This is a genomic window from Streptomyces sp. NPDC007929 (assembly GCF_042959065.1).
Classification (GTDB): domain Bacteria; phylum Actinomycetota; class Actinomycetes; order Streptomycetales; family Streptomycetaceae; genus Streptomyces.
Genome location: NZ_JBIBKD010000009.1, coordinates 97,742 through 120,199, shown reverse-complemented (window position 1 = coordinate 120,199; position 22,458 = coordinate 97,742). Strand labels below are relative to the sequence as shown.

The 22,458-nt window shown below is 72.6% G+C and carries 20 protein-coding genes; 8 read left to right on the top strand and 12 right to left on the bottom strand.

Translation table 11 applies throughout. The annotated features are described in order from the left end of the window. Positions 1 to 154 precede the first annotated feature (154 nt). Both ACFZDE_RS28900 and ACFZDE_RS28895 read left to right on the top strand, forming a co-directional pair. Positions 155 to 1,390 (top strand): exo-beta-N-acetylmuramidase NamZ domain-containing protein, encoded by a 1,236-nt coding sequence (locus tag ACFZDE_RS28900; protein WP_391204660.1) that lies wholly within the window; start codon positions 155 to 157, stop codon positions 1,388 to 1,390. 91 nt (positions 1,391 to 1,481) lie between these two features. After that, complete coding sequence (locus ACFZDE_RS28895; protein WP_391204657.1) at positions 1,482 to 2,798, top strand: serine-threonine protein kinase; 1,317 nt, start codon at positions 1,482 to 1,484, stop codon at positions 2,796 to 2,798. Between the two features lie 19 nt (positions 2,799 to 2,817). On the opposite strand, the gene ACFZDE_RS28890 is transcribed toward ACFZDE_RS28895, so the two are convergent. Continuing rightward, the gene (locus ACFZDE_RS28890) at positions 2,818 to 5,616 is read right to left on the bottom strand and encodes a penicillin acylase family protein (RefSeq protein ID WP_391204654.1); all 2,799 of its coding nucleotides are present in this window, start codon (positions 5,614 to 5,616) and stop codon (positions 2,818 to 2,820) included. A 264-nt stretch (positions 5,617 to 5,880) separates the two neighbouring features. Between ACFZDE_RS28890 and ACFZDE_RS28885 the strand changes: the two genes are divergently transcribed. Both ACFZDE_RS28885 and ACFZDE_RS28880 read left to right on the top strand, forming a co-directional pair. Further along, the gene (locus tag ACFZDE_RS28885; protein WP_391002685.1) at positions 5,881 to 6,483 is read left to right on the top strand and encodes a hypothetical protein; all 603 of its coding nucleotides are present in this window, start codon (positions 5,881 to 5,883) and stop codon (positions 6,481 to 6,483) included. A 76-nt stretch (positions 6,484 to 6,559) separates the two neighbouring features. Further along, positions 6,560 to 7,309, top strand: a complete 750-nt coding sequence (locus ACFZDE_RS28880) for a 3-keto-5-aminohexanoate cleavage protein (protein WP_391205030.1) — start codon at positions 6,560 to 6,562, stop codon at positions 7,307 to 7,309. Between the two features lie 138 nt (positions 7,310 to 7,447). Here ACFZDE_RS28880 and soxR read toward each other — a convergent pair whose 3' ends face one another. Then, positions 7,448 to 7,915, bottom strand: a complete 468-nt coding sequence (gene soxR / locus ACFZDE_RS28875) for a redox-sensitive transcriptional activator SoxR (protein WP_391002687.1) — start codon at positions 7,913 to 7,915, stop codon at positions 7,448 to 7,450. Between the two features lie 109 nt (positions 7,916 to 8,024). On the opposite strand from soxR, the gene ACFZDE_RS28870 reads away from it, so the two are divergent. Further along, positions 8,025 to 8,486 (top strand): MaoC/PaaZ C-terminal domain-containing protein, encoded by a 462-nt coding sequence (locus ACFZDE_RS28870; protein ID WP_391002689.1) that lies wholly within the window; start codon positions 8,025 to 8,027, stop codon positions 8,484 to 8,486. Positions 8,487 to 8,506: 20 nt separating this feature from the next. Here the strand turns inward: ACFZDE_RS28870 and ACFZDE_RS28865 are convergent, their stop codons facing one another. The 3 genes from ACFZDE_RS28865 to ACFZDE_RS28855 all read right to left on the bottom strand — a co-directional run bounded on the left by ACFZDE_RS28865 (position 8,507) and on the right by ACFZDE_RS28855 (position 10,676). Then, positions 8,507 to 9,142, bottom strand: coding sequence for a TetR family transcriptional regulator (locus tag ACFZDE_RS28865; protein WP_391002691.1), 636 nt, complete (start codon positions 9,140 to 9,142; stop codon positions 8,507 to 8,509). Between the two features lie 70 nt (positions 9,143 to 9,212). Continuing rightward, positions 9,213 to 9,464: a YiaA/YiaB family inner membrane protein gene (locus ACFZDE_RS28860; protein WP_221760245.1), complete on the bottom strand. Its 252-nt coding sequence runs from the start codon at positions 9,462 to 9,464 to the stop codon at positions 9,213 to 9,215. A gap of 60 nt (positions 9,465 to 9,524) precedes the next feature. Beyond that, positions 9,525 to 10,676 carry an acyl-CoA dehydrogenase family protein gene (locus ACFZDE_RS28855; RefSeq protein WP_391204651.1) on the bottom strand — a complete coding sequence of 384 codons (1,152 nt, stop codon included), beginning with the start codon at positions 10,674 to 10,676 and terminating at the stop codon, positions 9,525 to 9,527. Positions 10,677 to 10,752: 76 nt separating this feature from the next. Here ACFZDE_RS28855 and ACFZDE_RS28850 point away from each other — a divergent pair, with 76 nt between their 5' ends. The 3 genes from ACFZDE_RS28850 to ACFZDE_RS28840 all read left to right on the top strand — a co-directional run bounded on the left by ACFZDE_RS28850 (position 10,753) and on the right by ACFZDE_RS28840 (position 13,192). Beyond that, positions 10,753 to 11,394, top strand: coding sequence for a TetR/AcrR family transcriptional regulator C-terminal domain-containing protein (locus ACFZDE_RS28850; protein WP_391204648.1), 642 nt, complete (start codon positions 10,753 to 10,755; stop codon positions 11,392 to 11,394). 62 nt (positions 11,395 to 11,456) lie between these two features. Continuing rightward, positions 11,457 to 12,167, top strand: coding sequence for a helix-turn-helix domain-containing protein (locus ACFZDE_RS28845; protein ID WP_391204645.1), 711 nt, complete (start codon positions 11,457 to 11,459; stop codon positions 12,165 to 12,167). Between the two features lie 56 nt (positions 12,168 to 12,223). Then, a complete protein-coding gene (locus ACFZDE_RS28840; RefSeq protein WP_391002922.1) occupies positions 12,224 to 13,192 on the top strand; it encodes an EamA family transporter in 969 nt (322 codons plus the stop codon). Here the strand turns inward: ACFZDE_RS28840 and ACFZDE_RS28835 are convergent. From ACFZDE_RS28835 to ACFZDE_RS28805, 7 genes are all read right to left on the bottom strand, one after another. Next, complete coding sequence (locus tag ACFZDE_RS28835) at positions 13,181 to 14,548, bottom strand: MFS transporter (protein ID WP_391204642.1); 1,368 nt, start codon at positions 14,546 to 14,548, stop codon at positions 13,181 to 13,183. The two genes, ACFZDE_RS28840 and ACFZDE_RS28835, sit on opposite strands and share 12 nt — an antisense overlap. A 194-nt stretch (positions 14,549 to 14,742) precedes the next feature. Next, positions 14,743 to 15,825: a zinc-binding dehydrogenase gene (locus ACFZDE_RS28830; protein ID WP_391204639.1), complete on the bottom strand. Its 1,083-nt coding sequence runs from the start codon at positions 15,823 to 15,825 to the stop codon at positions 14,743 to 14,745. A 19-nt stretch (positions 15,826 to 15,844) separates the two neighbouring features. Continuing rightward, positions 15,845 to 17,233 carry an aldehyde dehydrogenase family protein gene (locus ACFZDE_RS28825; RefSeq protein ID WP_391204636.1) on the bottom strand — a complete coding sequence of 463 codons (1,389 nt, stop codon included), beginning with the start codon at positions 17,231 to 17,233 and terminating at the stop codon, positions 15,845 to 15,847. A gap of 128 nt (positions 17,234 to 17,361) precedes the next feature. Continuing rightward, the gene (locus ACFZDE_RS28820; RefSeq protein ID WP_391204633.1) at positions 17,362 to 18,696 is read right to left on the bottom strand and encodes an ATP-binding cassette domain-containing protein; all 1,335 of its coding nucleotides are present in this window, start codon (positions 18,694 to 18,696) and stop codon (positions 17,362 to 17,364) included. A 196-nt stretch (positions 18,697 to 18,892) separates the two neighbouring features. Further along, positions 18,893 to 19,825 carry a class F sortase gene (locus ACFZDE_RS28815; protein WP_391204630.1) on the bottom strand — a complete coding sequence of 311 codons (933 nt, stop codon included), beginning with the start codon at positions 19,823 to 19,825 and terminating at the stop codon, positions 18,893 to 18,895. 700 nt (positions 19,826 to 20,525) lie between these two features. Next, positions 20,526 to 21,113, bottom strand: coding sequence for a hypothetical protein (locus ACFZDE_RS28810; protein ID WP_391002709.1), 588 nt, complete (start codon positions 21,111 to 21,113; stop codon positions 20,526 to 20,528). Positions 21,114 to 21,213: 100 nt separating this feature from the next. After that, positions 21,214 to 22,449, bottom strand: coding sequence for an MFS transporter (locus ACFZDE_RS28805; RefSeq protein WP_391205027.1), 1,236 nt, complete (start codon positions 22,447 to 22,449; stop codon positions 21,214 to 21,216). Positions 22,450 to 22,458: the final 9 nt, after the last annotated feature.

Sequence of the window (22,458 nt, the reverse complement as noted above, 5' to 3'; positions counted from 1 at the left end):
GGTCGGTATGTACCAGGAAAGGGGCGCGGGGTGATGCGCCCCCAGGGGCGCGGGGAACCGCGCGACCGGCCACACCCGGCCCGCAGCCTCCCCACAACCCGCGGAAGCGCATACCGTGCCCATGCCGACCGTCCCCGCTCAAGGAGGTCACCGCATGCGCCCTTCCAGACGAGCCGTCATCACCACGGCCACGGCGGCAGCCGTATCAGCCACCTCCACCGCCTCCGCCGCCCAGCGCCGCAGGCAACTCCGTACCGGTTTCGAACGCCTCGCCCAAGACGGCTACGCCCTGCTCGCGAACCAGAAGATCGGCGTCGTCACCAACCCCACCGGCATCACCCGCGACGCCCGCCACATCGTCGACGTCATGCACGCCGACCGGCGCGTGGACCTCAGGGCCGTCTTCGGGCCTGAACACGGCTTCCGCGGCACCGCCCAGGCCGGCGGCTCCGAGGGCCGTTACGACGACCCGGCGACGGGCCTGCCCGTCTACGACACGTACCTCAAGAGCGGCCGGGCGCTCGCGGACATCTTCACCGCGTCCGGCGTGGACACGGTCGTCTTCGACATCCAGGACGTCGGCGCCCGCTTCTACACGTACATCTGGACGCTGTACGACTGCATGGAGGCCGCCCAGCTCGCCGGAAAGCGGTTCGTCGTGCTGGACCGGCCGAACCCGGTGAGCGGCCGCGCGGCCCTCGGCCCGGTGCTGCACAAGGAGTTCGCCACGTTCGTCGGGCGGCAGCCCATCTCCCAGGCCCACGGGATGACCGTCGCCGAGCTGGCGCGGCTGTTCAACGAGGAGTTCCTGACCGAGGCCGTGCCGCTGGAGACCGTGACGATGTCGGGCTGGAGGCGCTCGGACTTCTACGACGCCTCCGGGCTGCCCTGGGTGCCGCCCAGCCCGAACATGCCGACGCCCGAGACGGCCCTGGTGTACTCGGGGACGTGCCTGTTCGAGGGCACGAACCTGTCGGAGGGGCGCGGCACGACCCGGCCGTTCGAGCTGCTGGGCGCGGAGGGCGTCGACCGGCGCTGGGCGGCCGCGGCTAACGAACTCGCCCTGCCCGGCGTGTGGTTCAGGGAGGCGTACTTCGCGCCGACGTTCTCCAAGTTCCAGGGCAGGACGATCGGCGGTGTGCAGGTCCATGTGCACGACCGGGCCGCCTTCGATCCGGTCCGCACGGGGATCGCCCTGCTCGTCACCGCCCAGCGGGTCTGGAGCGGTTTCGCCTGGCGCCCGGACCAGTGGATCGACAAGCTCACCGGCTCCGCCCTCGTACGGACGATGATCGACGCGGGCGCGGACACCGACGAGGTGGTGGCGGGATGGCAGCGGGAGCTGGCGGCGTTCCGCAGGACGCGGCGCACGTACCTGCTGTACCGCTGAGCCGAATGCGCCCGTGACGTATGGCCAAGTCCCCCCGTTGGCAGGACGATGCGCCACATCGTGGCGTCACCCGGGGACCAGGGGGCCTGTCATGGCGGATCCGGCGATGAGTGTGACTCCCTACTGGGAGCTGGCCTTCGACGCGGACGGGGACCCCGGGGGCCGCGCGCGCGACCGGCTGCTCGCCGGGGTGCGGGAGCGCGGCGTGCGTGACCTGGTCGTCTTCGCGCACGGCTGGAACACCGACCGCTCGGGCGCGACCCGCCTCTACGACCGCTTCTTCGCGCCCGTGCCGCGGCTGGCCCCGGCGGCCCGGGTCGGCTACGTCGGGGTGCTGTGGCCGGCGATGCGCTTCTCCGACGAGCCGATCCCGGACTTCCCGCGGGCCGTGGCGGCCGAGCCGGCGAGGCGTCCGGAGCTGGACAAGGACACCCGGCACGCCCTGCTGGAGACGTTCCCGGGCCGGGCGATCCTGGTCGACCAGATCGCCCGGCTGCTGGAGCAGCAGCCGCCGGAGGCGGCGGAACTGGAGGAGTTCGGGCGGCTGGTGCGGACGCTGGTGGAGGTGGTGGCGCCCGGGCCGCAGGCGCTGTTCGCGGCGGACACGGTGGCGGAGGGCGTGCCGCAGAGCGAGCCGGGGATGTTCGCCGGGTCGTCGGCGGCGGCCTGCGAGGAGTTCGCGCGGGCGCTGGCGGAGCTGGAGGCGTCCGGGGCGCCGCGGGGGTTCCGGATCCCCAACCCCTGGGACGGCGCGCACGAACTGCTGCGGCAGGCGACGTACTACGCGATGAAGCGGCGTGCGGGGACCGTCGGGGAGCGGGGGCTCGGCCGGGTCGTCGGGCAGCTCGCGCAGGCGGCTCCGAAGGTGCGGGTGCACCTGGTCGGGCACAGCTTCGGCGCGCGGCTGGTGTCGTTCGCGCTGCGGGGCCTGCCCGAGGGCGTGCGTACGGTGAAGTCGGTGACGCTGCTGCAAGGGGCCTTCTCGCACTACGCGTTCGCCGCCCGGCTGCCGCACGACGCCCGGGCCGGAGGGGTGCTCCAGGGGCAGCAGAACCGTATCGACGGGCCGCTGGTGTGCTGCCACTCCCGGCACGACGCGGCCCTGGGCACGATGTACCCGCTGGCCTCGCGGATGGCGGGCGACAGCCGGTCGGTCGCGGAGCCGCTCCTGGGGCGGGTGCTGGGCGCCAAGTGGGGTGCGATGGGGTACGGCGGGGTGCGGGCGGTGCCGGGCACGCGCGCGTACACCCTCGCCGAGGCCCTGGCGGCGAAACTGCCCGCCTCGGGGTGCGTGAACGTCGACGCGGCGGCGGTGGTCAGACGCGGCGGGCCGCCGGCCGGTGCGCACAGCGACATCCTGCACGCGGAGCTGGCCCGGCTGGTCCTGGCGGCGGGCCGGGTTCGCTGACCCGCCGCCGGGCATGGCGTCACCGGTGTGAGGTGAACTCCACGACCTGCTGGTAGGTCGGCCGGTTCTGCCAGCTGATCTTGCCGTGCTTGATGCCGCCGAGGGTGCGGTGGTTGATCGAGTCGGCGCACCACTGGTCGCCCGCCGCGCACACGTCGTCACCGGGGTAGACCTGGGCCGCGGTCTTTCCGGCCGCCTCCTTCAGGGTGCCGACGAGGGTGTCCCGGCAGGCGGCGAGAGCGCCGTCGCCGCAGTAGGTGCGGGCCAGCGGCCCCTTCACCTGCTCGCCGAGCACCGTGCGGAGGTCCTTGTCGACGTAGCTCCACCAGCCGTACTGGAAGGAGCTTCCCGCGTGCGAGCCGGTCGGGCCGTGCCCGGCCGACGGGGCTTCGTCGACGGGGAGGTTGGCGGTCATCGCCGTGTACAGGTCGCTGCCGAGGCCCGGTTCGAACTCGGCCTTGACCAGGAGCGGCCACCAGGCGTCCAGGATGCGGATCGCGTCGGCGTCGGCGTACTTCTTCGAGCCGGCGGCGGTCTCGGTGCGCTTGCCGCCGGCGGCGGCCCAGGCCTGGAGTTTGCTCACGGCGGCCGCGGCGGTGGGATCGGTGACGGGCGAGCTGGTGACGACCTTCAGGAGCTCGGGCAGGACGTCCTCGGCCCGCAGGTCGGCCAGTCCCGCGTCGGCCATGGCCTTCACCAGGGCGGCCCGGGTCACCCCGCCCTGCTGGACCAGCTTCTTCACCCGGTCCTCCAGGAGGTTGCCGCGGTGCACCGAGCCGTTGCCCCAGGGCGCGGTCGTGTAGTCCCTGGCCTGCTTGTTGTTCCAGGAGACGTAGTAGTCCTGGTCGATGGAGTTCGGGTGGGCGGAGGGCGGGGTGTAGTCGGCCGTGTTGGTCGCCGGGTCCCAGCCGCGCCACTCGTACGCCGGGCGCGCCCAGGCCGGGAACTCGGCGTCGACGCCGCTCGCGCGCACCGGGTTGTCGCCGCTGTTGTAGTACGCGGTGTGCTCGGAGTCGGCGTAGAACCAGTTGAAGGTGTAGTTGATGTGCTGCACGGCCTTCTGGAAGGACTCGGGGCCCTTGACGTAGTCCGGGTCGTTCAGCATCTGGAAGCCGATGATGGAGTCGGCCTCGTGCAGGAAGGACGAGCGCAGGGTGGTGTAGGCGACCTTCTTGCCGCCGACCGTGGCGCGGTACTCGACGGGGCCGTACTTCGTGCGCCACACGCGCATGGTGTACGAGCCGGCCGCGGTGCCGTCGGCGACCGTGGGCTTCCAGGCGTTCTTCTGCTCGATCTTCTCCATCGGCGTGCAGGTGCCTCGGTACAGGTAGTGGTAGTCGTCCTGGCACAGTTCGACGGCGTAGGAGTCGATGATGTCCTGGCCGGAGGTCGTGGCGCTCCACGCGTAGTCCTGGCCGCGGCCGAGTTCGACGTACATGCTCAGGCCGGCGAAGGAGGCGCCGCGGGCGCTGATGCCCGGGCCCTGGATCTCCTGGAGCAGGAGCAGCTGGGGGGCGAAGTAGCCGGTCTGCGGGCCGAACACGGCGACGGGGTGGCCGCCGGCGGTGTGCTTGCCGCTGACCACGAGGGCGTTGGACATGCCGCGCTTGGCGGACGACGTGGCGCTCTTCGCGGCCTGGCCGGACGCGCCGGTGGCGGCGGACGTCGCGGCGCTGCCGGTGCGGTCGTACACGAGCGGTTCGGGCTCCACCGAGCCGGCGTCGGGCAGGGCCGTGCCCTGCGGGTCGGCCGGTTTGGTGCCGTAGGGGAAGCTGCCGCTCCGCTGGGTGAGGACGGCCTCCGGGTCGTTGCGCATCCGGAAGGACTCCCAGACCTTGGTGCCCTCGGCGACGCCGTACTTCTCCTGGGCGGCCATCAGGGAGAGGGCGTTGTTCACCTCGCCGCCGCCGCCCGAGCCGAACAGCGCGCCGATCACGGAGGCCAGCGCGACCAGGTCGGTGATCTTGAAGTGCTGGATGGTTCCGGCGTTGGTGACTGAGTCCTTGTGCCCGGTGAGTACGTACTCACCGGGGAAGGTGCGTCCCTTGTCGGAGGCGTCGATGTAGGCGTTGATGCCGTCGAGGTAGGCCTTGACGTCGGCGAGGGCCTGCTGTCCGCGTTCGCCGTTGGTGGCGACGGCGTTGTCGATCTGCGCCTGCAGATCGGCCTCGCTGTACGGGGCGTGCCGCCAGAACTGCTGCTCCAGGCCCTGGTTGGAGGGCGCACCGCCCGCGAAGGAGGTCAGCTGACCGCGCCCGACGTGCCGGAACACGTCCATCAGCCACAGCCGGTCCTGGGCCGCCGCGTAGCCGGCGCCGAACTCCGTGCCGTAGCGGGTGGTGCCGGTGATGTGCGGCACACCGGACTTCTTGTCCCGGACGATCGTCACGTCCGTGCGTCCGGCGGGTTTGAGGGTGGAGGCGACCTGGCCCGCGGGGACTCCGAAGGACGCGTCGTTGAAGAAGGTGTTGATCTTGTCGTTGGTGAGGGCGGGGTAGCCCTTGGCGAGGTTCGCGTAGGGCCCGAGCTGGTCCTCGGCGTGCTCGGGCTGGGTGCCGAAGGCCTGGTTGAGGAGGATCTGGGCGAGGGTGGCGTTGCCGTTCTGGCCGGGCGGGAGGATGTCCGAACACTGGTTGCCGCAGTGGTCGTTCGCCGCGGCTGTGACCTGGGGGGTGGCTGTTTCCGAGGCGGCGGCCGGGGCAAGCGGCGACAAGAGACCTGCGATCAGGGTGCATACCGATGCTGTCTTCAGGAACCCGGGGATTCCGCTGGGAGTTCTCATTCTGTCGAGAACGGTGCGTGGGGCACGCCGTGGCATGGGGGGCTCCTCCCGACGGGGGTGGGCGGGATGTTACCGCCGGTATCCCCCGGCTTGAAGATGAACAAGCGTCACTTTTTGAAGTCGGCACAACTGGCACACGGATCACGGCAGTCGACTCGTGAGCCTCTTCGGGCCGCTTATGGAGGCCATTTGAAATCGGATGGAGCCGATTCGCTTGTCGATACGTCTATTCGGCGACGTCCTTACGACGACGCCGAGGTGACCGGAAAACAGGTGCAGGTGTGACGGAGGTGCAGGACGATGGCGGGTTTCCGGAGTCTGGCGAGACAGGTCCGCGATCCGCGGTGCGATCTGGCCTTGCGGCGTTATTCGCTGCGCAAGTGCCTTGAGAGGTTCGCGCCTTACGGACACAGGGCGACCTGGGACCATCTGTGCTCCCGGGCCGGGTTCGGTCCCGAGGACCGCTCCCCCGATCCGGTGCGGCTCGTGGCCGCACTGGACGAGCTGGAGGAGGCGCGGGCGGTCTGGCTGGCCTATGAGGTCGAGTTCGCCGAGCGCCGCAAGAAGGAGAAGCACGACGGGCTGCGCAGGCCGGGCAGTGTGGACGACTGGCACCGGCTGACCTGGGGCGGGTTCGGTGTGGCGTGGTGCGACGATCCGGCGGTCCATCCCCGTGAACCGCTGGCCGAGGTGCTGCGCCGGCTGATCGCCGCGCTGGAGCGCGCGCCGGGCTCGGCCTGCCCGGTGTGCGACGGGCAGCGGCTGGTCTGGAGGTACGACCTGGACCACGAGCCTTCGTCCGGTCCGGTCTGCACGGACTGCGGCATCCTGGTGCCGCGCCCCGTGCTCACGCCCGAGTCGCTGGCGTACGCCCGGCGGACGAGGATGCTGGTGTCGGCTTGACGGATGCGGGTGCGCGGGGGGGTGCGCCGGGGATGCCGCACCCCCACTGTCGGTGGTGACTGGCACCCTCGACACCATGACGCAGGTGTGCCTGAACGGTCCGCGGACGGCCGCCGACGGTGCGGCCGTGCCGCTGACACCCGAGTCGATCGCCGACTCGGCCGCGGAGGCCGTCGCCGCCGGGGCGACGGACCTCCATGTCCACCCCAAGACCCCTTGCGGGCGGGACACGTTGTCGCCCCGGGTGCTCGAACAGACGCTGTCGGCGATCCGGGAGCGCGTTTCGGTGCCGGTCGGGGTGACCACGGGAGCGTGGGCGGAACCCGACCCCGCCACCCGGCTGGAGCGGATACGCGCCTGGACCGTGCTGCCCGACCACGCCTCGGTCAACTGGCACGAGCCGGGGGCGGAGGAGACGGCCGCACTGCTCCTGGAGCGCGGGGTGGGCGTGGAGGCCGGCATCTGGTCGGGCACGGACGGGACCGCGCGGTTCGCGGCCTCACCGCTCGGGCCGAAGGTACTGAGGGTCCTGGCGGAGGTGACCGACCCGGACCCGGCGACCGCCGGCGCGTCCGCCCGGGCACTGCTGTCCGGCATCGGGACGGCGCACGGGCACCCGGTGCTGCTGCACGGCGAGGACGAGAGCGCCTGGCCGGTGCTGCGCCTCGCGGGCCGCCTGGGCCTGGCCACCCGGATCGGACTGGAGGACATGCTGGTCCTGCCGAACGGGAACCGGGCCAGGTCGAACGCGCAACTGGTCACGGCCGGTCTCGCGGAGTACGGGGCGAGCCGGGCGGGCGCCGGGGCCTGCCGTTCGGAGACCTGAGTCGGAGATTTTCGGGTAGTTCTCGCAAGCTGCCTGGCGTGCCGACGGCCGGACTCCAGCAGGCCGGGCCGGGCCTGGCGGCCGCACAGCATCCGGCTGCGGGCCGCCGATCTGACGAAGAATCTCTGACTCAGGTCACTAGCGGCGACCGCCCCGGTCGACCATCAGGCGGGAGCCGGTGAGGCGTTCGCCGAATGCGTCGTCGGGGTTGGAGAGCACGCAGGACTCCAGGGAGAGGCAGCCGCAGCCGATGCAGTCGGCGAGGTGATCCCGGAGCCGGTTCAGCTGCTCGATGCGCTCCTCCAGTTCGGCGCGCCAGACTTCGGAGAGGTGCGCCCAGTCCTCCCGGGTGGGCGTGCGCTCCTCGGGGAGTTGCGCGAGCGCTTCGCGGATCGTCGCCAGGGGGATGCCGACCCGTTGCGCGGCCCGGATGAAGGCGACCCGGCGGAGCGTGTCACGGGAGTAGCGGCGCTGGTTGCCCGAGGTCCGGCGGCTGCCGATCAGGCCCTTGGACTCGTAGAAGTGCAGGGCCGAGACGGCCGCGCCGCTGCGCGCCGCGAGCTGGCCGACCGTGAGCTCATGGATCTTCTCTGGAATCTGGGGCACCCCTCGAACCCTACCGAGTCCGTTGACACAGCCCCCGCGGCCGACCATGCTAAGCAGTCGCTTAGAGATTGAGCGCGCAGACCCCCTGCACACGAGAGGCCTGGAAGACATGGCAGAGCCGAGGATCTTCACGTCCGTCGACGACCTGAAGTCGGCGGTGGGCGAACAACTGGGGTACACCGACTGGCTCGACATCGACCAGAAGCGGATCGACCTCTTCGCGGAGGCCACCGGTGACCACCAGTGGATCCACGTCGACCCGGAGAAAGCAGCCGCCGGCCCCTTCGGCACCACCATCGCGCACGGCTATCTGACCCTGTCGCTGCTGCCCCTGTTCGGACCGCAGCTGATCAGCGTCGAAGGCGTGAAGATGGGCGTCAACTACGGCACCAACAAGGTGCGCTTCCCCGCCCCGGTGCCCGTCAACTCCCGACTGCGGGCCACGGCGAGGATCAGCGCCGTCGACGAGGTGCCGGGCGGCGTGCAGGTGACCGTCGCCTTCAGTGTGGAGCGCGAGGGCGGCGACAAGCCGGTCTGCGTCGCCGAGTCGGTGGCGCGCTACTACCTCTGAGGCCCGTGCTCCTGTGCCCCTCAGGCCGTCGCACCCCGGGCCCCGACCATCCGCAGCACGAGCTCGGCGTACAACTCGCCGACCTGCTCCGGAGTCCGGGGCCCGTCGACGTTGAACCACCGGGCCACGTCGATGCACAGGGAGAGCACGGCCAGTGTCGTGCCGTGCACGTCGATGACCTCGAACTCGCCCGAGCGCGTGCCCTCCTCGATGATCCCGCGCACCTCGCCGTCGACCTGGCGCCGCAGCGCGAGGATCTCGGCGCGAGCGTCCGGCCCGAGTGATTCGAGTTCGTACTGCACGACCCGCGCGGTGGTGCGGCCGCCCGCGTGCCAGCGCACGAAGGAGCTCACCGCGTCGGCGAGCCGCTCGGTGGGGCTGCCCTCGCGCCGGGCCGCCGTCCGCAGGATGTCCAGAGCCTTCTCGTGCCCGATCCTGCTGATGCGGTGCAGCAGCTCTTCCTTGGTCTTGTAGTGGATGTAGAGCGCCGCCGGGCTCATCCCGGCGCGGCCCGCGATGTCGCGGGTCGTCGTGGCGTGGTAGCCACGCTCGGCGAAGGCCTCCACCGCGGCGACCAGCAGCCGCCGCGCCGCGTCGGGCGTGACCTCGCCCCACGCATGCGCCTCGCCGCCGGCCGTCTCCTCCGCCGTACTCATCACTCGCCCCTCTCCACTGGCAGGAGGAACACCATACCGCCGAAGGTGAGCGAGCGCTTAGTGCCGCCGCTCAGCGCTTCTCGTAGGGAGCGTAGGAGGGGGCCACCCCAGATCCCTCCTGCCGGTCCCGGATCACCTTGGACAGGGTGAAGGCCGAGGTGACCAGGTACAGGACGGCGATGGCGAGGAAGGCCCGCACCCAGGCGTCGGCGCTCAGCTGGTAGATGCCGATCGCGGTGGCCGCCATGGCGACGGCGAAGGAGGCGACGGCCTGGCCGTAGAAGGCGGCCGTGTTCTGCTGCTTGCCCGGTGTGTCACTCATGGGGGAAAGCATCGGCGGACGTGGCCCGCGCCACATCCGCCGAAGTACTCAGGCGCGTACTCAGAACGCCGAGACCCCTGTCAGCGCCCGCCCGATGACCAGCTTCTGGATCTGGCTCGTGCCCTCGTAGAGGGTCATCACCCGGGCGTCCCGCAGCAGCTTGCCCGCCGGGTACTCGTCGATGTAGCCGTAGCCGCCGAAGACCTGGAGGGCGTTGTTCGCCGCGCGGACGGCGGCCTCCGAGGCGAACAGCTTGGCCTTGGACGACTCCACGGCGAAGGGCTGCCCGCGGTCGATCAGGTCGGCGACCCGCCAGGTCAGCAGCCGGGCGGCGTCGACGTCCAGCGCGATGTCACTGATCAGCTCCTGGACGAGCTGGTGGTGGGCGATGGTCTTGCCGAACTGCTCGCGCTCCCCCGCGTACCGCACGGCCGCGTCGAGGGCGGCCTGGGCGATGCCGACGCAGCCCGCCGCGACCGACATCCGGCCCTTGGCGAGAGCCGACATGGCGATCGAGAAGCCCTTGCCCTCCTGGCCCAGCAGGGCGGAGGCCGGTACGCGCACGTCCTCGAAGACGAGTTCGGCGGTGGCCTGGCCGCGCAGCCCGAGCTTGCCGTGGAGGGTGCGGCGGGTCAGGCCGGGCGTGTCGGTGGGGACGAGGAAGGCGGAGACGCCCTTGTGGCCGGGGGCGTCCGTGGAGCGGGCGAAGAGCAGGACGACGTCGGCCCAGGTGCCGTTGGTGATGAACATCTTGGTGCCGTTCAGGACGAAATCGTCACCGTCGCGTACCGCCCGGGTCGCGAGGTTGCCCGCGTCCGAGCCCGTGCCCGGCTCGGTCAGGCCGAAGCAGCCGATCGACGCACCCGAGGTCAGCCCGGGCAGCCAGCGGCGCTTCTGCTCCTCGCTGCCGTGGGCGGCGACGCTCTTGGCGACCAGGCCGAGGGAGACCGAGACGATGCCGCGCACGGACGAGTCACCCCGGCCCAGCTCCTCGGTGACCAGGCAGTACGCGAGGTGGTCGCCGCCGGAGCCGCCGTACTCCTCGTCGATCGTCAGGCCCAGGAAGCCGACCTCGCCGAGCTTCTTCACGATCGCCCGGTCGACGTCCTCGGCACGGTCCCAGGCGACGGCGTGCGGGGTGATCTCGCGCTCCACGAAGTCCCGCGCGAGCTGCCGGACCGCGCTCTGCTCCTCGCTGAGCTCCAGATTCACCACAGGCCACCCCATTGAAAGCGGTACATTTAAATTAGCACTGCTAGTTTTGCCGTGCAGCCCTACTATGTGCGCCATGGCCCGACCGCGCAAGCCCTTGCTCAGCACCGACCGGATCGTCGAGACGGCCCGCGCGCTCGTGGACGCGGAGGGTCTGGCCGCCGTCTCCACACGGCGGCTCGCCGCCGAACTGGGCGTCAGCGGGCCCTCGCTGTACAACCACTTCCGCACCAAGGACGAGATCCTGGAGGCGGTCGCCGACTCGGTGAGCGGCCAGGTGGACCTGTCGATGTTCCAGGGCGGCCGGGACTGGCGGACCGCGCTGCACGACTGGGCCGTCTCCTACCGGGCCGCCCTGCGCGACCACCCCAACATCGTGCCGGTACTGGCCCGCGGGCCCGGCCGCCGCCCGGCCGGACTGCGCCTCGCGGACGCCGTCTACGGCGCGATGGTCGCCGCGGGCTGGCCGCCGGCGCAGGCCACGTCCATCGGCGCGCTGATGCGCTACTTCGTGATGGGATCCGCGCTCGGTTCCTTCGCCGGGGGCTTCGTGGACGACGCGAGCGCCTACGACCCCGCCGACTACCCCCATCTCCAGCAGGCCCACCTCCTCGCCGAGCAGCAGGAGAAGATCGACGAGCGTGCCTTCGAGACGGGCCTGACGGCTCTGCTGGACGGGCTGGCGCAGCAGTACGAGCAGGTGCGGCGCACGGCGTAGGGGCGTTCGGCGTCTCGGACCCTTCGGCGGTGGCCGAACCGTCCGTGTTCCATGCTGGGGACATGACGACGAGGGACCCGCAGGCGACGGCTCTGGCGCGGCTGGCCGCGCTGTTCGCCGACGAGACCCGGGCCGCGTGCCTGCTGGCGCTGCTCGACGGACGGGCCTGGACCGCGGGCGAGCTGGCCCGGCACGCGGGCGTCGCCGCGTCGACGCTGAGCGAGCACCTGGGGCGGCTCGTCGCGGGTGGGCTGCTCGCCGAGGAGCGCCAGGGCCGCCACCGGTACGTCCGGCTGGCCGACGCCCGGGTCGCCCAGCTGGTGGAGGACCTCGCCGCCCAGGTCTCGCCGTCCGCGGTCGTACGGCCACGGACCTTGCGGGAGTCGAGCGCGGGCTCGGCGATGGCCCGGGGCCGCACCTGCTACGACCATCTCGCCGGGCGACTCGGCATCGCGGTCACCGACGCCCTGACCGCGCGCGGACTGCTGGAGCAGGAGACGGGGTTCGCGCTCACCGACGCGGGGCTGGCGTGGTTCGCGTCGGCCGGGATCGCCCTGGCGCGGCGGGGCCGGCGCCCACTGGCCCGGGCCTGCCTCGACTGGACCGAACGCCGCCCCCACCTCGCGGGCATCGCGGGCGCGGCCCTGTGCCGTCACGCGCTGGACACGGGCTGGTGCGTACGGATCGGCTCGGAGCGGGCGGTGAAGGTGACGGAGACCGGCCAACGCGCCCTGCGCGAACTGCTGGGGGTGGAGGCGGCGGCGTTGCGATAGCCCCGTCCGAAATCCGCGAGCTTTCAGCCTCTCCCCCTCTTAGCCTCTGGAGCATGATGTCGAACACCTCCCCGTCCCGTGCCGATCGTCGGGCGGAGTTGCTCGCTGCCGGTGCGGCCGCGGTCACCGTCGTGTTGTGGGCGTCCGCCTTCGTGTCGATCCGCAGTGCGGGTGACGCCTACTCGCCAGGGGCGCTGGCACTCGGGCGGCTCCTGGCCGGGGCGCTGACGCTGGGGGTGATCTGCCTTTTGCGGCGGGAGGGGCTGCCGCCGCGTCCGGCCTGGCGGGGCATCGCGATATCGGGGCTGCTGTGGTTCGGCTTCTACATGGTCGCCCTCAACTGGGGCGAGCAGCAGGTCGACGCGGGTACGGCCGCCCTGGTCGTGAACACCGGGCCGATCCTCATCGCGCTGCTCGGGGCCCGGCTGCTCGGCGATCCGATGCCGCCGCGGCTGCTGGCGGGGATGGCCGTGTCGTTCGCGGGCGCCGTGACAGTCGGTCTTTCGATGTCGGGCGAGGGCGGTTCCTCGGTGCTCGGGGTGGTGTTGTGCCTGCTGGCGGCCATCGCGTACGCCGGTGGTGTCGTGGCGCAGAAGCCGGCGCTGGGCACGGCGAGCCCGCTGCAGGTGACGACGTTCGGCTGCCTGGTCGGCGCGGTGCTGTGCCTGCCGTTCGCGGGACAGCTCGTCCAAGAGGCCGCGTCGGCGCCCGCCTCGGCCACGCTCAACATGGTCTACCTGGGTGTCTTCCCGACCGCGCTCGCCTTCACCACCTGGGCGTACGCGCTGTCCCGGACGACCGCGAGCAGGATGGGCGCGACGACGTACGCGGCGCCCGCGCTGGTCGTGCTGATGTCGTGGCTGTTCCTCGGCGAGGTGCCGGGGGTGCTCACGCTGGTGGGCGGTGTGCTGTGTCTGGCCGGTGTGGCGGTGTCCCGGTCGAGGTCACGGGCGGCGGCGCGGGCCGCGGCTCCGGGAGCGGTTGTGGAGCCACGGCCCGAGCAGGCCACGGACTCAGCCCGCTGACCCGGTCTTCGTCTCCGGCCCGGCGTCCGTCTTCGTCTCCGCCGCGCGCGCCCGGTCCGCGAGGATCTTGATCGACACCAGGGCGATCACCGAGAGCACGACGATGTACCCGGACACCGCCATCGACGTGCCCGTCGCCTCCAGCAGCAGCACCATCATGAAGGGCGCGAGCCCGCCGCCCGCGACGGCCGCGATCTGGTAGCCGAGGGAGGCGCCGGTGTAGCGCATCTCGGGCGTGAACAGCTCGGCGAACAGGGCGGCCTGGGGGCCGTACATGATGCTCAGGAAGCAGCTGGCGACGAACGTGCCGACCGCGAGCCACAGCAGTGAGCCGGTGTCGATCAGCAGGAAGAGCGGTACGGCCCATACGGCGATGCCGGCCGCGCCGAGGGCGTAGATCCGGATGCGGCCGACGCGGTCGGAGAGCGCGGCGGCGGCCGGGATCAGCACGAGCTGGGTGAGGCTGACGCAGAGCGAGACGGTGAGCACCGCGCTCTTCTTCATGTCCAGCTCGCGGGTCGTGTAGTCGAGGACGCCGGTGATGAGGATGTAGAAGGTGGCGGTGTTCACCGCGAAGGAGCCGCCGGCCAGGAGCACCGTGCCCAGGTGGCCGCGCAGGATCGTGCGCAGCGGTGAGCTCTGCTCGGACTTCTCCTTCTCGGCGAGCGCCCGCTCGGCCTCGCGGAACGCCGGGGTCTCCTCGACGCGTGTGTGGATGTACCAGGCGAGGGCGAGGACCAGCAGCCCGACCAGGAACGGCACGCGCCAGCCCCAGGCCGCGAACGCCGAGTCGGTGGTGAGGGCTCCGGCCAGCAGGAAGACGGTGTTGGCGGTGACGACGCCGATGGGGACGCCGAGCTGGACGACGCTGCCGTAGACACCGCGTTTGCCCTCGGGGGCGTACTCGGTGGCCAGCAGCATCGCGCCGCCCCACTGGGCGCCGACGGCGACGCCCTGCGCGATCCGGAGCAGGACGAGCAGGACGGGGGCGGCGACGCCGATCGTGTCGTAGGTCGGGAGCAGGCCGATGGCCGTGGTGGACACGCCCATGAGCGTGAGCGCGAGGACGAGCATCGGCTTGCGGCCGCGCTTGTCGCCGAGGTGGCCGGCGACGATGCCGCCGATGGGGCGGGCGAGGAAGCCGACGGCGAAGGTCGCGAACGAGGCGAGGACGCCTGCCGTGGGACTGCCGGCGGGGAAGTAGAGGTCGCCGAGCACGAGGGCGGCGGCGATGCCGAAGACGAAGTAGTCGTACCACTCGACGGCCGAGGCGAGTGCCGCCGCGGTGGCCACCCGTCGGCGGTTGCCCACGGCCGGCGTGGTCGTGACGGGCTGAGCGGAAGGTGCCGTGTCCATGTGGTGCACGCTCCGGGGGGTGCGGGGGACGGAACGGGGGGTGGCGCGAGTTCCGGGGAACGTACTGACCGGACGGTATGGCCGTCAACGGGTCGCGCACCAGGAGTTTTCGCCTGCACCTGGCATCGATCACGGGCCCGGACATGCCGAGGGCCCCGGCCTCGCGAGGAGGCCGGGGTGCGCCGGATCCGGGGCTAGAAGACGACCAGCGCCCGGCCGCCCTTGCCCGCCAGCATGTTCTCGAAGGCCGCGGGGATGCCGTCCAGGGAGATGCGCTCGGTGACCAGCGCGCTCAGGTCGAGACGGCCCGCCCGGATGTGCCCGGCCAGGACCGGGAGGTCCCGGGCCGGGTCGGAGTTGCCGTAGACGCATCCGGAGAGGGTGCGGCCCCAGTGGAAGATCTCCAGGGCGTTGAAGGTGACCTGCTGGTCCTTGCCGCCGATGCCGACGACCGTGGTGCGGCCGCCGCGGCGGGTGGAGTCCCAGGCCGTGCGGATGCTGACCGCGCGTCCGGCGCACTCCACGGCGACGTCGACGCCCTGCTTGCCGGTGAGGCCGCGGATCTCGCGGGCGGTGGTGTCGGAGGCGACGACGTAGTCGGTGGCGCCGGCCGCCCTGGCCAGCTCCTCCTTCTCCGCGGACACGTCCACGGCGACGATCTTCGAAGCACCGGCGATGCGAGCGGCCTGGAGGGCGGCGAGGCCCACTCCCCCGACGCCGAACACCGCGACCGTCTCACCGGCCCGGACCCGCGCCGAGTGGTGGACGGCGCCGTAGCCGGTGAGGACGGCGCAGCCGAGGAGGGCGGCGTCGGTGAGCGGGACGCCGTCCGGGACCGGCAGGACGCAGGACGCGGAGACGACCGTCTCCTCGGCGAACGCGGCGACGTTCAGGCCGGGGTGCAGGTCGGTGCCGTCGGCGGTGCGGGCGTGGACAGCGGCGGCGCCGGTGAGGGCGTTGGCGCACAGCCACACCTCGCCGAGCGAGCAGGCATGACAGGCACCGCAGGACGGGGCCCAGTTGAGGACGACCCCGTCGCCGGGCGCGACGTGGGTGACCCCCTCGCCGACGGCGACGACCGTGCCGGCGCCCTCGTGGCCGAGGACGGCGGGGACGGGCACGCGCATGGTGCCGTCGGACAGCGACAGGTCCGAGTGGCAGACCCCGGCGGCGGCGAGCCGGACGCGGACCTGGCCGGGTCCGGGGTCGGGCAGGTCGATGCCGGTGATCTCCAGTGGGGAGCCGATGGCGGGCAGGACGGCGGCGCGGACAGCCATGACGGAAGGGACTCCCTGACTAGAACTGGAGGGACTTGGTCTGGAGGAACTCGGCCAGGCCGTGCAGGCCGAGTTCGCGGCCCACACCGGACTGCTTGTAGCCGCCGAAGGGCGCGAGCGGGTTGAAGCGGCCGCCGTTGATGTCGACCTGGCCGGTGTCCATCCGGCGCGCGAACGCCACCGCCTCGGCCTCGTCGGCGGCCCAGACGGCGCCGGCCAGGCCGTACACCGTGCCGTTGGCGATGCGCAGGGCGTCCTCCTCGTCCTCGTACGCCAGGATCGACAGGACCGGGCCGAAGATCTCCTCCTGGGCGATGGTCATGTCCGGGGTGACGTCCGCGAAGACGGTCGGGGCGACGAAGAAGCCCTGCTCGCGCGGGGCTTCGGGGCCGCCGGCGACCAGGCGGGCGCCCTCCGCGAGGCCCTTGTCGACATAGCCGCGCACCCGGTCCCGCTGCTTGGCGTTGACGACCGGGCCGATCCGGTCGCCGTACTTGGCCGCGGCGGCCGCGGCGAGTTCGACGGCCTCGTCGTACCGGTCGCGGTGGACCAGCATCCGGGTCCAGGCGCTGCACGTCTGCCCGGAGTTGGACATGACGTTGGCGACCCCGACGTTGACCGCCTTGGCCAGGTCGGCGCTCGGGAGGATGACGTTGGCGGACTTGCCGCCCAGTTCGAGGGCGACCTTCTTGATCTGCCCGGCGGCGATGGCGGCGAGCTGCCGGCCGACGGCGGTGGAGCCGGTGAAGGAGACCAGGTCGACACCGGGGTGCTCGGCGAGGGCCTGCCCCGCGACCGGACCGCGGCCGGTGACCAGGTTGAAGACGCCCGCCGGGACCCCTGCCTCGTGCACGGCGTCGGCGAAGAGGCGGGCGACCAGCGGGGTGTCCTCGGCGGGCTTCAGCACGACCGTGCAGCCGGCCGCGAGGGCCGGGGCGACCTTGGCGACGATCTGGTGCAGCGGGTAGTTCCAGGGCGTGATCGCGGCCACGACACCGATCGGCTCGTGGTGCACGACCGAGTTGCCGGTCTTCTCCTCGAAGGCGTACGTCGCCGACAGCTCGGCGTAGGAGCCCGCCACCGCGATCGGCACGCCCACGTGGACGGACTGCGAGAACTTCAGCGGGGAGCCGAGTTCGGCCGTGACCGTCTCGGCGATCTCGTCCGCGCGGGCCACGAGCACGTCCCGCAGGGCGGCCAGGCGCGCCGCGCGCTCGGCGGGCGGGGTCGCGGCCCAGTCCGGCAGGGCGGCGCGGGCGGCCCGTACGGCGGCGTCGACGTCCTCGGCGGTGCCCGCCGGGACGGTGCCGATGACCTGCTCGTCGGCCGGGTTCACGACCTCGATCACGTCCTGGCCGGCGGCGGGGCGCCAGGCGCCGTCGATGTACATGCCGTCATGTGCCTTCATCGCGCATCCTCCGGGGCGGGGCATCGTCGTCCGACACATAAACTAGCGACGATAGTTTTCTGGCGCCAGACACCCCTGCTCATTGCTCATCGGAGCACGCAGATCGCCACTCCCGGATGTGCCGCGCCTCACTCCCCCAGGTCGGGCAGGCGGTCCGGGTGCGGACAGATCCGGTCGCCGTGCTGGTCGAAGACGAAGAGGTGGGCGAGGTCGACCAGGAGCGGCACCTGCATGCCGTGCCGGAGGGCCAGGTCCGGGGTGGTGCGGACGATGAGGTCGCCGGGCAGGCGTACGTCGGTGCTCGCCGGGGCGGCGGGCTCGGAACGGTCCACGGCGAGCACGGGTCCGGCCCGCCCGGCCGCGGACAGCTCCTTGAGCCTGGTGAGGACCGAGCCCTCGCGACGGCGCCGCCGGGCGGGGCGTCCGGGGCGGGGGCGCGGGGCCTCCAGATCGGGGACGACGGCGGGGCTGGAGCCGGTGTTGAAGTGGACGAGGATCTCGTGCCCCTGGAACTCCACGTGCTCGACCAGGCCGGTGATCGGCACCTCGCCCGGGCGGGCCGCGCTGTGCTTGGCGATCCGGACGGCCTCGGAGCGCAGCCCGACGATGACCTCGCGGCCCTGCTGGACGCGCAGCAGCTGGTGGTCCAGCGAGAGCGGCTCGGGCAGGCGCAGGAACTGCTTGCCCAGGCTGATGGTCATCGCCCCGTCGAGCGGGGCCCGCACCAGACCGCGCAGCAGGTTGATGCGCGGGGTGCCGATGAACGCGGCGACGAAGACGTTGCTGGGCAGCGCGTAGACCACGCGGGGGCTGTCGACCTGCTGGAGCACACCGCCGCGCAGCACGGCGACGCGGTCGCCGAGCGACATGGCCTCGGCCTGGTCGTGGGTGACGTAGATCGTGGTGACGCCGAGCTCCTGGGTGAGCCGGGAGATCTCGGCGCGCAGATGGGTGCGGAGCTTGGCGTCGAGGTTGGACAGCGGCTCGTCCATCAGGAACGCGGAGGGGTGGCGGGCGATGGCCCGGCCCATGGCGACCCGCTGCCGTTCGCCGCCGGAGAGCTGGCCGGGCAGCCGGTCGAGGAGATCCTCGATGCCGAGCATGCGGGCGGTGGCGTCGACGCGAGGCGCGGGGTCCGCGCCCGGGTCCTCGATACGCAGCGGGAACCCGATGTTCGCGCGGCTGGTCATGTTCGGGTACAGGGCGAAGTTCTGGAAGACCATCGCCATGTCCCGGCCGGACGGCGGCAGGTCGTTGGCGTACTCGCCGTCGAGCAGCAGTCTGCCCTCGTCGATCTCCTCCAGCCCGGCGATCATTCTGAGCACGGTCGACTTTCCGCAGCCGGACGGGCCGAGCAGCACGAGGAACTCGCCGGGCCCGATGTCCAGCGACAGCCGGTCCACCACGCGGAGGCCCCGCGTATAGGACTTGCTCACGTCGTGCAGGGAGATGGCGCGTGTCATGGGGTGCCCCCGAGGGGTCATCAGGGCGCTGGTGCTCCGCGGTCGGAAGCCCCGTGCGGGTCGTACGGGGCTCTGGGTCACGGAAGTTAACGGAATGTGTGCGGCCGGGGGAAGAGACCGGACAAGATCGGGGGCTTCGGTCCATCTGGTGAGAAGGGTGACGGCCCGACCGTTCAGTCGAGGGGAGCGGCCCGGGTCAGCGGACGCCGGTGAGATGGGCGAAGACGACCACGTTCCCGGAGTAGCCCTTCCTGCGGTCGTAGCTGCCGCCGCAGGTGATCAGACGCAGCTCGGGACGGCCGCGCGCGCCGTACACCTCCTGGCTGGGGAAGTGCGCCTTCTCGTACGACTCGACCTTGTCGACCGTGTAGACGGCGATCCGCCCGTCGGCGCGGCGGGCCTTGACGATCCGGCCCCGCTTCAGCTCGGGCAGCCCGGCGAAGACGGCCGGTCCGCTGTCCGTGTCCAGGTGACCGACGGCCACGGCGGTGCCCTGCTCACCGGGTGAGGCGCCGTGCCGGTACCAGCCGACGAGCCCGGGGTCGTCCTCCGGCGGGGCGGTGAGGCGCCCGTCGCGGTCCAGGCCGAGGCCCATGACCGGGGCGTCGAGACGGAGGTAGGGGATGAGGAGCCGGGTGGCCCGGGAGGGGGGCAGGGGGCGGGGCTTGCGGGCGGCGGCGGGGGCGGGGGTAGCGGGTTTGGGAGTGGGGCGGGGGGTGGCGGCTGTGGGTCGGGGGTGAGGTGGGGGCGTGGCGGGGGTGCGGGAGGCGCCGGTGGCGGGCCCGGGGGTGCGGGCGGGGGGTGCGGGGGGCCGGGGTGGGACGGTGCCGGTGGGGCGCTGCGGGGTGGCGCCGGAGGCCCCGGGCGGAACGGCCGTACCCGCGCCGGAGGCCCCGGGCGGAACGGCCGTACCCGCGCCGGAGGCCCCGGGCGGAACGGCCGTACCCGCGCCGGAGGCCCCGGGCAGGCGCGTCGTACCCGCACCGGAGGCCCTTGGCAGGGCTGCCGTGCCCGTGCCGGAACCCGCCGGGTGGGCGGCCGTGGTGAGGCCCGGCGGGAGGGCCGTGACCGTGCCGCCGGGTTCTTCGCCCCGGTCCCAGGAGACGCCGACCACCACCAGCAGCGACACGGCCACCACGATCGTCCGGGTCAGCCGATAGCCACGCGTCCGGCGCCAGGGCCTCCGGGGCGGCCGCGCGGGCGGAGCAGGGGCGCCGCGAGCAGCCGCGTACGGCCCCGCCGGGACGGAACCGGAACGGGAGGCGGAAGGGGCGACGGGACCTCGCCGGGCCCGGGGGTCCTGGACAGAGCCGGTCCCCCGGCGGTCGGCCGCACCGGCCCCGCGCCGACGCACAGGACCGGCGGCGGCCCCGGAACTCGGTCGGGCACCCCGGTTCCCGAGTCCGGCGGCGGCACTCCGCCGCCCCGGCGGAACCGCCACGCCCCCGCGCCCTCCGCCACGCCGCCCCGACGTCGAACCGGCAGCCCCGAAACCAGGAACGCCCCCAGAACCGGAACCCAGACGACCACGACCACCAGCACGGACACGGTCACGAGCACCAGAACCCACAACCGCACCGAACCCGGCACCACGCCGACCTGAACCGGAACCCGAACCGTCACCGACACCAGCACGGCCACCGCCACCGCCACCAGCTACAGCACCAGCGCCCGAGCCCGCACCCGCACGAAACCCGGCACCGCCCCGAACCGCCGAGGCGGTGCCGGATTCGGCACCGCCTCCACGTCGACTCTCCGGCCCGGCGTCGGGACCGAGCGCGTCACCGCCCCGCCCCGGCCGGGGGGCGGGGCGCTCCGCGGATCGTGCCTTACGCGGCGCCATCGGGGCGGCGCCGGAGCCGGAACCAGACCGTCCCGGCGACGGCGGCCAGGCCGACCGCGGCCGCGCCGGTGACCGGCGTGAAGGCCTCACCGCGGGCGATTCCGCCGCCGCCCGCGGGCGGGCCGCCGACCGGTGTCGTCGGCTTGGAGGTCGGGCAGTCGACCTTGAACACCTTGAACTTGCCCGCGCCGTGGGCCTGGTCGGTGAGCCAGGTCAGCTTGTACTGCCCGTTGGGCAGGTCGACGGCCTCGGTACGGCCCGCGCCGGTCGCGTCGGCGGTGAAGGTGCCGGTGCGCGTGGCACCACCGGGAACCTCGGGCTGGGTCTGGATGGTCCAGTTGACCTTCTCGCCCGCGTCGAAGTTGAACGCGGCGAGGTAGAAGTCGCAGACCTTCGGGTCGTTGCGCTGGTTGACCGTGGCCGTCGTGCTGGCGTGGATCTTGACGTCTCCGTTGTCCCCCGGGATCGGAGCGGCGACGGCGGACACCCCGCTCAGGGCGGTCCCTGCGAGGGTGAGGGCGGCGAGGGCGGCGGTACGGGTGCCGGCACGACGCGCGAGGGGTACGACGGGCATGAACATGCCTCCAAGTCAGATGATTTTCATACAAACACCTCGTCACCTGACTCTCTGTCACCCCACTGCCGAAAAGGACGGAGCACCGCCCTACGACGTGTCAGATATCGCTCTTCCGGCGCAGCGGCACCCCACGCCTGAGCCCACTACGCGCCTCGGAGGCCTCGACCTCCCGCGGCGACCGCACCGCGACCCCGGACGACAGCAGCAACAGCGCCCCCAGCATCACGAACGGCGCCGCCACGCCCGCGACTCCGGCGATTAGCCCCGCCGCGGCGGGCGCGGCGACCTGCCCGAGCCGGTTGCCGGTCAGGCGCAGGGCCAGAGCCGTGGAACGGGCGTCGTCGGGGGCGGCCTGGACGACCGTCGTCATGGACAGGGGCTGCCCGACCCCCAGGCAGAAGCCCAGCGCGACCAGCAGCAGGCCGAGCGCCCACACCGGCACCGGCAGGGCGATGCCCGCGCAGAGCAGCGCCGCGAGCAGACAGGTGAGCGTCAGCAGCAGGGTCCGGCCGAGCAGCCGCAGCAGGGGCGTGAGCACCATGCGGCAGGCGATCGTGGCCGCGGCGCGCAGACTGAGCAGGACGCCGATCACGGACGGCGCGATGCCCCGGTGTTCGCCGACCACCGGCAGGTAGGCGGTCAGGATGTCGGTCGCGGACAGCACGGCGAGGCTGATGAAGATGCCCGCCGGTACTCCCCGAGTGCGCAGGATGCCCCGGACCGGGATCCGGTCGCCCTTGCCGGGGCGGGAGGCCGACGCCGTACGGCGGTGCTCGATGCGCCACAGCGAGGTGAACGCGACCGCCGCCGTCGCACCCGCCACGATCAGGGCGAGCGCGCTGCTGCCGGCCAGGTCCCCGCCGCCGATCAGCGCACCCGCGGCGACCGGGCCGACCAGCTGACCGAGGGCGGCGCCGATGGTGAAGTGGCCGAAGTTGCGATCCTGTTCGTGCGGTGCGGACTGGCGGGCGACCAGGGACTGTGCGCCGATGACGAAGCACAGGTGCCCGAGGCCCATCACCCCGCTCCACAGGGCCATCGTCCCCAGGGAGCCGGCGACGCCGCTGAGGGCGCAGCCGCCGGATATGAGCACCACGCCGACCGGCAGCAGCGGCGCGCAGCGGCCGTGGTCGGTGCGGCGGCCCAGGGGCACGGCGGCGAACAGCGGCAGCAGGGCGTAGACACCGGCGATCACACCGATCGCGCGCTCGTCCGCGCCCAGCGCGAGAGCCCGGTAGGAGACGGCGGGCCGAGCCATCGACACCGCCCCCTGCGCGAAGCTGAAGGCGATGACGAGGCGGAGCAGCCAGCCGCGGTTCCCACCGGGCCTCACGATGACGTC

What these genes read in the sequence shown, in the direction of transcription:
- ACFZDE_RS28870 (WP_391002689.1), top strand. Translation starts at nt 8,025, where the DNA reads ATGGCAGAGCCGAGGATCTTCACGTCCGTCGACGACCTGAAGTCGGCG.
- ACFZDE_RS28895 (WP_391204657.1), top strand. Translation starts at nt 1,482, where the DNA reads ATGGCGGATCCGGCGATGAGTGTGACTCCCTACTGGGAGCTGGCCTTC.
- ACFZDE_RS28820 (WP_391204633.1), bottom strand. Translation starts at nt 18,696, where the DNA reads ATGACACGCGCCATCTCCCTGCACGACGTGAGCAAGTCCTATACGCGG.
- ACFZDE_RS28830 (WP_391204639.1), bottom strand. Translation starts at nt 15,825, where the DNA reads ATGGCTGTCCGCGCCGCCGTCCTGCCCGCCATCGGCTCCCCACTGGAG.
- ACFZDE_RS28865 (WP_391002691.1), bottom strand. Translation starts at nt 9,142, where the DNA reads ATGAGTACGGCGGAGGAGACGGCCGGCGGCGAGGCGCATGCGTGGGGC.
- ACFZDE_RS28850 (WP_391204648.1), top strand. Translation starts at nt 10,753, where the DNA reads ATGGCCCGACCGCGCAAGCCCTTGCTCAGCACCGACCGGATCGTCGAG.
- ACFZDE_RS28860 (WP_221760245.1), bottom strand. Translation starts at nt 9,464, where the DNA reads ATGAGTGACACACCGGGCAAGCAGCAGAACACGGCCGCCTTCTACGGC.
- ACFZDE_RS28810 (WP_391002709.1), bottom strand. Translation starts at nt 21,113, where the DNA reads ATGCCCGTCGTACCCCTCGCGCGTCGTGCCGGCACCCGTACCGCCGCC.
- ACFZDE_RS28890 (WP_391204654.1), bottom strand. Translation starts at nt 5,616, where the DNA reads ATGCCACGGCGTGCCCCACGCACCGTTCTCGACAGAATGAGAACTCCC.
- ACFZDE_RS28880 (WP_391205030.1), top strand. Translation starts at nt 6,560, where the DNA reads ATGACGCAGGTGTGCCTGAACGGTCCGCGGACGGCCGCCGACGGTGCG.
- ACFZDE_RS28845 (WP_391204645.1), top strand. Translation starts at nt 11,457, where the DNA reads ATGACGACGAGGGACCCGCAGGCGACGGCTCTGGCGCGGCTGGCCGCG.
- ACFZDE_RS28885 (WP_391002685.1), top strand. Translation starts at nt 5,881, where the DNA reads ATGGCGGGTTTCCGGAGTCTGGCGAGACAGGTCCGCGATCCGCGGTGC.
- ACFZDE_RS28900 (WP_391204660.1), top strand. Translation starts at nt 155, where the DNA reads ATGCGCCCTTCCAGACGAGCCGTCATCACCACGGCCACGGCGGCAGCC.
- ACFZDE_RS28825 (WP_391204636.1), bottom strand. Translation starts at nt 17,233, where the DNA reads ATGAAGGCACATGACGGCATGTACATCGACGGCGCCTGGCGCCCCGCC.
- ACFZDE_RS28835 (WP_391204642.1), bottom strand. Translation starts at nt 14,548, where the DNA reads ATGGACACGGCACCTTCCGCTCAGCCCGTCACGACCACGCCGGCCGTG.
- ACFZDE_RS28840 (WP_391002922.1), top strand. Translation starts at nt 12,224, where the DNA reads ATGTCGAACACCTCCCCGTCCCGTGCCGATCGTCGGGCGGAGTTGCTC.